Source organism: Actinoplanes sp. NPDC051411, assembly GCF_040682075.1.
Taxonomy (GTDB): Bacteria; Actinomycetota; Actinomycetes; order Mycobacteriales; family Micromonosporaceae; genus Actinoplanes.
Genome location: NZ_JBFBAD010000119.1, coordinates 22,494 through 30,352, shown reverse-complemented (window position 1 = coordinate 30,352; position 7,859 = coordinate 22,494). Strand labels below are relative to the sequence as shown.

At 67.3% G+C, this 7,859-nt stretch carries 9 protein-coding genes; 5 read left to right on the top strand and 4 right to left on the bottom strand.

The features are described 5' to 3' along the window. Positions 1 to 97: 97 nt before the first annotated feature. The 4 genes from AB0M88_RS41930 to AB0M88_RS41915 are packed head-to-tail and all read right to left on the bottom strand — an operon-like array spanning position 98 to position 3,363. Positions 98 to 535 carry a flagellar assembly protein FliW gene (locus AB0M88_RS41930; protein ID WP_364111787.1) on the bottom strand — a complete coding sequence of 146 codons (438 nt, stop codon included), beginning with the start codon at positions 533 to 535 and terminating at the stop codon, positions 98 to 100. Positions 536 to 537: 2 nt separating this feature from the next. Next, the gene (gene flgL / locus AB0M88_RS41925; protein ID WP_364111785.1) at positions 538 to 1,431 is read right to left on the bottom strand and encodes a flagellar hook-associated protein FlgL; all 894 of its coding nucleotides are present in this window, start codon (positions 1,429 to 1,431) and stop codon (positions 538 to 540) included. Positions 1,432 to 1,450: 19 nt separating this feature from the next. Beyond that, entirely contained in the window at positions 1,451 to 2,878 is a 1,428-nt protein-coding gene (flgK, locus tag AB0M88_RS41920) for a flagellar hook-associated protein FlgK (RefSeq protein ID WP_364111783.1), read from the bottom strand. Then, a complete protein-coding gene (locus AB0M88_RS41915) occupies positions 2,878 to 3,363 on the bottom strand; it encodes a flagellar protein FlgN (RefSeq protein ID WP_364111781.1) in 486 nt (161 codons plus the stop codon). Before AB0M88_RS41915 ends, flgK begins: the two co-directional genes overlap by 1 nt. 268 nt (positions 3,364 to 3,631) lie before the next feature. Here AB0M88_RS41915 and AB0M88_RS41910 point away from each other — a divergent pair, with 268 nt between their 5' ends. The 5 genes from AB0M88_RS41910 to flgB all read left to right on the top strand — a co-directional run bounded on the left by AB0M88_RS41910 (position 3,632) and on the right by flgB (position 7,855). Then, positions 3,632 to 4,927, top strand: coding sequence for a flagellin (locus AB0M88_RS41910; protein WP_364111779.1), 1,296 nt, complete (start codon positions 3,632 to 3,634; stop codon positions 4,925 to 4,927). A 166-nt stretch (positions 4,928 to 5,093) separates the two neighbouring features. Then, complete coding sequence (gene fliD / locus AB0M88_RS41905) at positions 5,094 to 6,494, top strand: flagellar filament capping protein FliD (RefSeq protein ID WP_364111777.1); 1,401 nt, start codon at positions 5,094 to 5,096, stop codon at positions 6,492 to 6,494. 113 nt (positions 6,495 to 6,607) lie between these two features. Then, positions 6,608 to 6,988 carry a flagellar export chaperone FliS gene (fliS, locus tag AB0M88_RS41900; RefSeq protein ID WP_364111775.1) on the top strand — a complete coding sequence of 127 codons (381 nt, stop codon included), beginning with the start codon at positions 6,608 to 6,610 and terminating at the stop codon, positions 6,986 to 6,988. Between the two features lie 12 nt (positions 6,989 to 7,000). Next, entirely contained in the window at positions 7,001 to 7,321 is a 321-nt protein-coding gene (locus AB0M88_RS41895; RefSeq protein ID WP_364111773.1) for a hypothetical protein, read from the top strand. A gap of 186 nt (positions 7,322 to 7,507) precedes the next feature. Beyond that, the gene (gene flgB / locus AB0M88_RS41890) at positions 7,508 to 7,855 is read left to right on the top strand and encodes a flagellar basal body rod protein FlgB (protein WP_364111771.1); all 348 of its coding nucleotides are present in this window, start codon (positions 7,508 to 7,510) and stop codon (positions 7,853 to 7,855) included. The last annotated feature ends 4 nt before the right edge of the window (positions 7,856 to 7,859 follow it).

Below are 7,859 nucleotides of genomic sequence, written 5' to 3'. Positions count from 1 at the left end.
CGGGTGTCACGCAAACGCATGCGGCGTGAAGCCCGAACCTCCTTTCTGCGGTGGGGCGGGGGCCCCCCCGCCCCCCCCCCCGGCAAGCGACGGGGCGTCAGTAGGTCCGATTCATGATCGCCCGGACCGGCAGGCCGGAACCGCTGAGCACGACCTGCTGGGCCCGCATGCTGTCCCGGTCGAGGACGATCGGGGCCAGCAGGTTCGCCGTGGTCTCGTTGGCGCCGGCCGTGATGACCACCATGAGCAGCAGGCGGTCGGGGTCCCTCGTGTTGAGCGCGGCGAAGACGGACTCGTCGATTTCCGGCGCGTACTCCGGGAAGAAGGGCTCCGGCGGAGCGACCAGGAAGCGGAGCTCCGGGTCCTCGACGGACGTGAAGGCGTAGAGCAGCCCGTCCTCGTTGAGTCGCACCAGGACGAACTCCCGGTGCGCCGGGAAACCGGGCATGGGCACCGCCATCGTGATGGTCGGCAGTCCCAGCGACGGGTCGATCATGGTGTCCTCAATAGGTCGGGACGCGGTGCGAGTAGTCATGGTCACCTCAGGAAATCGATGAGCGAGGGCTGGATCACCTTGGCCGTGGCGGCCAGGGCGGCCTGATACGAGGTCTGCTGGATTTGCAAATCCATGATCGCCTTGGGCAGGTCGACATCCTCGATATCCGACAACTGCGACGACACGGACAACAGATGATCCTCCGAGGACTGCTTCATCTGCGTAACCCGATTATATCGGGCGCCTACGTCCGAAAGAGTGGATTTCAGTAAATCATGAGCGGTATCGAGGTTTGTTAGGTCGTCACTGAGCGTGTTGGTATCGCCGGACTGAATGTCGCGCGAGATGTCGCTCAGGACCTGGAACAGCTGCGTAGGCCCGTCCCCGAACGCTTCGGGGCCGTTGGTCTCGATCCGCACTTTCGAATTCGGACCGACGGTTCGAGTGGTCTGGCCGGCGTCGCCCTTGTAGTTCCCACTGTCGTCATAGGCGACGTCGCCGGCGGTGGTACCGCCGAATACCGGACGGCCCATGTATTTCGTATTGGCCTCCCCGATCAACGACTGCTTGATGTTGTCGATTTCGGTCGTCAAGGCGTCACGGGACGCCTGGTCGGAGTCCGTCGCGTTGAGCGCCTGCACGGTCAGATCACGTACGCGCAGGATCTGGGTCGACGAGTCACCGAGCTTGTCCTGAATGGTGCCCAGCCAGCCGAGCCCGTCGTCGGCGTTGCGCGAGTACTGCTGGGTGGCGCGTACCTCGCCCCGCAGCTGGAGCGAGGTGACCGTGCCGGTCGGCGAGTCCGACGGCCGATTGATCATCTTGCCGCTGGAGATCTGCTGCTGGAGCTTCTGGCCCCGCGCCGCCGTACGCTGCAGGTCGCTCAGCGCCTTGGTGGTCAGGCTCGCTTCGGTGACCCTGGACGGGATCGTCATGGCTTACTCCTCGAAACCGTCAGCGGCCGACCAGGCCGGTCCGGTTGATCAGCTGGTCGAGCATCGAGTCGACCGTGGTGAGCACCCGCGACGCCGCCTCGTAGCCGCGTTGATACGTGAGCAGGTTGGTCATCTCCTCGTCGAGGTTGACCCCCGACTCGGCGCCGCGGTCGGTGTCGACCTGGTCGCGCACCGAGTTCTGGATGTCGCTGCGACGGGAGCTGGCCTGGGCGGCCACCCCGAGCTGCCCGATCATCTGTTGATAGACCGAGTCGGGTCCGTTGCCCGAGTTGCCGAGGTCGGTGAGCTGATCGGCGACGTCGTGGTTGAGCGTGCCCGCGGTCGTCGGATCGGCCGAGATCGGGTTGTACGAGGAGAATGCCACCTTGGCCGGGTCGTCGATCGCTACTTTGATCGACTTTGCGTCGGTGTGGCCGTTCGCGTCGACCGCGAAGAACGGTTCGCCGGTCGTGCCGTCGATGCTGAAGCCCTGCTCGTGCGCCTCGTTGACGGAGTCGGCCAGCTTCTGCGCGACCGCGTCGATCTGCGACGAGATGCCGGGGATGATGGTGTTCATCGAGTCGACCATCGAGCCCATCGTGCCGCCGGCGACCACGCCCTTCCCGGTGTCCGTCCACTGCAGACCGACCTGGGCGGTCGGCGTGATCCCGTCGAGCGTGGTCGGGCCGACCGCCTTGACCTGCCGGGCGGAGAACTCGGCGACCACCGGGCCGTTGCCGATGTAGACGTTGATCGCGCCGTTCGGCTGGGCCACCGTGGTCGCGCCGGCCAGCTCCGAGAGCTGCATGATCGCCTGGTCGCGCTGGTCCATCAGCTCGTTGGGCTGCAGGCCGGCCGACTGCGCCACCACGATCTTGTTGTTCATCGTGGCGACGGTGCCGGCCAGGGTGTTGACCTGGTCGACGTAGGTGGACAGCTCGTTGGAGCTGGCCTGGAACTGGTTGGACAGCGAGGCGTGCGCGTCGTTGAGGCTGGTCGCCACGGTCACCGAGCGCTCGATCAGGGAGCTGCGGGTCGACGGGTCCTGCCAGTTGTTGGCGACGTCGTTCCAGGAGTCCCACATGTCGTGGAGCCGGGCCTGCAGCGCGGTGTCGCTCGGCTCGGCGAAGACGTCCTCGACCGAGTTGTAGGTCGCGGTTTGGTTGGTCAGGTAGGCCGCGTTGCCGTGCTCGGTGCGACCGCGTTCCTCGAGATATTCGCTGCGGCTGCGGTCGAGGCCGGCGATGCGTACGCCGTTGCCCACCGAGTCGGGAGTCGAGTAGACACCGGGGTTGATGCCGCCCGCGTTGGCCGCCAGGCGCAGCCGCTGCCGGGTGTATCCCTCGGTGCTGGAGTTCGCGATGTTCTGGCCGGTCACGTCGAGACCGCGTTTCTGCGCGTAGAGCGACGTGAGGGCCGTGTTCAAACCGCCGAAGGTGCTTCCCATCAGATCGCCTCATCCACCAGGCTGGAGCGGCGGATGCCGCCGGAAACGGTCTGGCCCTGAGGCCCGTACGTTTCCACAGTTTCGGCGAACGCGAGCATGGTTTCGCGGGCCGCGCGCTGACCGGCGGTGAGCAGGTCCCGGTTGACGTCGGCCAGCGCGCCGATCTCGGACGTGAGCATCAGGAACGCCTTGCGGTGCTGGTGCAGGAGGTCGGCCCAGGGCGCGGGAGCGGCGTCGGCCAGCTCGCCGAGCGAGGCGTCGGGCGGGAGTCCGAGCTCGACCGCGGTGTCCTGGGAGTAGGCAGCCCGGATGACCTCGGTCTGCCGGATCTGGTCGAGGACGACCTCGACCTCGCGGGTGGCGTGGCTGAGCCAGCGGGAGCGATTGGACGCGAGGAGCAGTTGCTCCTCCTCAAGCTTGAAAAGCAGCATTTCCAGCAGCTCGCGTGATCGCCACAGGACGCTGGCCAGGTCGGTCAGGCTCACCCGGACCTCCGTTTGGGGCTCGTGGTCGGGCGCGCCCCTGCCGACGAACCCGCTCATTCGGACAGGTCGGCACGTCTGCCGCTCCGCTGAGGGATTTCCCCCGATCGGGCGGTTCCGGGAGGGCGGCCCCTTTATCCGGGTTCGCCGGAAAAGAGTGAAGAAATCTCGGAGACTGCTCATGGCCGTCGGCGCAGGCGCCGATCGGACCTGGCGTACCGCCACGGCTCATGGATGGGCCGGTCAGACCCCTGATCAAGGAGGAAAACTCATGGGTCTCCGCATCAACCAGAACATCGCCGCTCAGAACGCCTACCGGAACCTGTCGGTCACCGACGGGCAGATGCAGAAGTCCCTGGAGAAGTTGTCCAGCGGTTACCGCATCAACCGGGCGGCCGACGACGCGGCCGGCCTCTCGATCTCCGAGGGCCTGCGTTCGCAGATCGGCGGCATGAAGGTCGCCGTGCGCAACACCCAGGACGGCGTCTCGGTGGCGCAGACCGCTGAAGGCTCGATGAACGAGGTCACCTCGATCCTCCAGCGCATGCGCGACCTGGCCGTCCAGGCCTCGAACAGCGGCGCCACCGACTCCGACGCCGCGGGTGCCGCGAACAAGGAGATGACGCAGCTCAACGCCGAACTGGACCGGATCGGTAACACCACCGCGTTCGGCAAGTCGAAGCTGCTCGACGGCTCCTTCGGCGCGACCGTGACGACCAAGTTCACCGACGCCGCCACCAACTCGATCGCGGCCGACGTCACCAGCGGCACCGCCCAGGTCGCCGCCGCGCCGGCCTCGGTCACCGGCAACGGCACCGGCACCGGTACCTGGACATTCGACCTCACGCAGATCGGCGGCTCGACCAAGTACCCGGACGGCGTCACCGACCTGGGCACGACGCCGATCACGGTGACCGTCGGTGCGGTAGCCGCCGACGCGTCGCCGCAGGACGTGGCCAAGGCGGTCAACGCCGGGCTGCAGAGCGCGCTGAAGGCGGCCGGATACCAGGGCACCGAGGTGACCATGTCGGCGAAGGTGGACGCCAACGACAACACCACCTACGCCATGAGCGGCACCGGCAACTTCGCCACCGCCAACGACGGCGGCGTACTCGGCACCGACCTGAAGATCGACACCTCGTCGACCGCCGCCGCGCCGACGCTGACCGCGACCGGCGGCAGCCGGGGCGAGTTCCAGGTCGGCGCGAACGCCAAGCAGAAGATCAACATCCAGATCGGCGCGGTCAACTCCGAGGCCCTGGGCACCGCCGCGCTCGACCTGACCAAGGACCCGGACAGCGCCATCACGACGCTGGACAAGGCCCTGCAGTCGGTGTCGGACAGCCGGGCCTCGCTCGGTGCGTACCAGAACCGGTTCGACCACACCATCAACAACCTCAACGTGGCGGTCGAGAACCTGTCCGCGTCGGAGTCGCGTATCCGCGACACCGACATGGCCCAGGAAATGGTGTCCTACACCCGTTCGCAGATCCTGACCCAGGCCGGCACCTCGATGCTGTCCCAGGCCAACCAGTCGGCGCAGAACGTGCTCTCGCTCCTGCGCTAACCGAACTGACACCGCTATGCACTGAATATCTCGGCTCCGATACCGAACAGGTGGGGGTAGCCCGGCGGACCGCGCCGGCGCTACCCCCGCTTTTTTGATTTGTGCGGTGTATGCCGCAGAAAGGCAGGCGCCCGTGTCCAGCACGGTTGACGGTCTCGTAAGCGGTATGGACACCACCAACCTCATCAAGCAGCTGATGCAGGTGGAGGCGGCACCGCAGACCCGCCTCAAGACCAAGGTGACCACCGCCCAGACCGCGGTGTCCTCCTACCAGTCGGTCAACTCCAAGATCTCGGGCCTGAAGAGCGCGGCCGACACGCTGAGCCAGCTCAGCACGTGGCGCAGCATCAAGGCGACGTCGAGTTCGTCGTCGGTCACCGCCACCGCCTCGACCAACCTCAACTCGGCCACCGGCAGCCTCACCTTCGACGTCACCTCGCTGGCCGCGAAGCAGACGACGACGATGCCGGTCCCGACGTTCACCGACGGGGACGGCGACGGCAAACTGGACGCCAAGCCCTTGGCCATCACCGGGGCCACCAGCATCACCATCACGCCCGGCAGCTACGACGCCGACGGCAACTTCACCCCGTCCGGGGACCCCAAGCCGATCGACATCAGCGCGGACCAGTCGGCGTCCGGCATCGCCAAGGCCATCAACGCGGCCGGCGCGGGGGCCACCGCGTTCGTCATGCCGACCTCGCCGAACGACGGCGTCCTGCAGGTCACCGGCAGCAAGACCGGCGCGAACAACGGCTTCAAGATCGATGGCCTGGACGGGGCCGGTACCGGCGGAGCGTCGCCGTCCACCACCGCCGGATCCAGCGCGACGCTGAAGATGACCGGCGGCGACAACACCATCTACTCGGTCAACAGCGACACCAACACCTTCACCGGCCTGATGGCGGGCGTGACGATCACGGTCTCGAAGAAGGAGACCGGCGTGACGATCGACGCCAACAGCGACCTCAGCGCCATCTCGGGCCAGTTCCAGGCCATCGTCGACTCGGCCAACGCGGCGCTCACCGAGATCGGCAACCAGACCGCGTACGACGCGAGCACCAAGCAGGGTTCGCCGCTGACCGGCGACTTCTCGGTACGCAACATGCAGCAGCAGATCCTCAGCGCGGTCAGCCAGGGCCTGTCGTACCCGGACCCGAAGTTCGTGGCCGACCCGGCGCACCCGGAGATCACGGCGACGCCGATCAACTTCGGCTCGCTCAAGCAGTTCGGCATCCAGCTGGACGACACCGGGAAGCTGACGTTCGACTCGGCCGCGTTCGCGTCCGCCTACAACGCCGACCCGACCAAGATCCAGCAGGCCGGCATCGCGCTCGGCGACCAGTTCGAGAAGTTGTCCGGGACCATGAGCACCAACCTCACCTCGGTGATCACCGGGCGCAACAACGAGATCGACGGCCTCAACAGCCAGATCAGCGACTGGGACGTACGACTCTCGACCAAGCAGCAGGCCCTGCAGAAGCAGTACTCCGACCTCGAAGTCGCCCTGGGCAAGCTGAAGGACCAGTCCAACTGGCTCTCCGGCCAGCTCGCCGGCCTCTCCTGAGCCGTCCGAGGCCTGACCGCCGGATCCGGCCCCGCCCGGCCGGACCGGCGACCATCCGACCGACGACCACCAGACCGACGTCCGCCTGACCGACGACCAGACGAGGAAGACCGATGACCTCTCCGCAGATGCGTGACCGCTACCTTCGCGACTCGATCAACACCGCCTCGCCGGCCAAGCTCCTGATCATGCTCTACGACCGTCTGATCGTGGACCTGGCCCAGGGCGAAGAGGCCCTGCGCGCCGGCGACCGCGAACGGGCCAACGACCGGCTCACCCACGCCCAGGACATCGTGCTCGAGCTGCGCACCAGCCTCGACGTCGAGGCCTGGTCGGGCGCGCCCGGCCTGGCCAGCCTCTACGGCTGGCTGCTGACCGAGCTGATCGGGGCCAACATCGGCCGCGACGTCGACCGGGTGGCGGCCTGCCGCGCCCTGATCGAGCCGATCCGGGACGCCTGGAACGAGGCGGCCACCGCGGCCGTCGCGGGCTGAGCAGCGCCTCAGATGAGCGAGGACTGGGACGGCGCCTGGAGCGCCGCCCTCGACGAGCTGGAGCTCGACGTGGCCCAGGTCGAGGCGATGCTGACCGACGAGCGGCGGTACGCCGAGACCCCACCCGCCGACCTGTGGCGGCCCCCGACCGAACTGGGGGCGCTGCCGCTGGAGCTCAAGCCGCGGGCCGACGAGATCCTGACCCGCCAGCTCCGGGCGGCCGAGGAGATCGCGAAACGGCTGACCAGCAACCGCCGGCAGTTCGCGGCGACCTCGCGGATCGAGACCGGGGAAGCGGTCAAACGGCCCGTCTACGTCGATCGCGCCATGTAAAAACCGGACAGTAAGGCGCCCCGGAACCCCACTTGAGGGTTCCGGGGCGCTTTTCGTGTGTGCAACCTCCCAGCAACCCGTTGGCTCTAAGCGGATCGGCGGGTGGGCCGAACTGCATGGTACGAGCGACGGATTGCTCACGAAATGCCACGGATCGGCGCCTTGACCTACACCCAAGGAGCTGCTGTGTTCGACGACGTCTCCTCGTCCGCCCTGCGCGTCTCGGTCGCCGGCCTCGCCGCCCGGCAGAACGCCATCGCCAACAACATCGCGAACATCGAGACCCCCGGCTACAAGGCACGTAAGGTCGAGTTCGAGGACGCCCTGCGCGGCGCCGTCGAGCGCGGCGATTCGCCCTCGTCGGTCGCACCGTCCACGGAGACGTCGCTGGAGCCGACCCGGCTCAACGGCAGCAACGTCAACCTCGACGAGGAGACCCTGTCGCACATCGACACCACGATGCGCTACCAGCTGACCCTCCGGGCACTGGACAGCAAGTACGGCATGCTGCGCGACGCGATCAAGGGGGCCTGACCTA

Coding starts and splice junctions, on each gene's coding strand:
- AB0M88_RS41930 (WP_364111787.1), bottom strand. CDS start 535: ATGACTACTCGCACCGCGTCCCGACCTATTGAGGACACCATGATCGAC.
- flgL (WP_364111785.1), bottom strand. CDS start 1,431: ATGACGATCCCGTCCAGGGTCACCGAAGCGAGCCTGACCACCAAGGCG.
- flgK (WP_364111783.1), bottom strand. CDS start 2,878: ATGGGAAGCACCTTCGGCGGTTTGAACACGGCCCTCACGTCGCTCTAC.
- AB0M88_RS41910 (WP_364111779.1), top strand. CDS start 3,632: ATGGGTCTCCGCATCAACCAGAACATCGCCGCTCAGAACGCCTACCGG.
- fliD (WP_364111777.1), top strand. CDS start 5,094: ATGGACACCACCAACCTCATCAAGCAGCTGATGCAGGTGGAGGCGGCA.
- fliS (WP_364111775.1), top strand. CDS start 6,608: ATGACCTCTCCGCAGATGCGTGACCGCTACCTTCGCGACTCGATCAAC.
- AB0M88_RS41895 (WP_364111773.1), top strand. CDS start 7,001: ATGAGCGAGGACTGGGACGGCGCCTGGAGCGCCGCCCTCGACGAGCTG.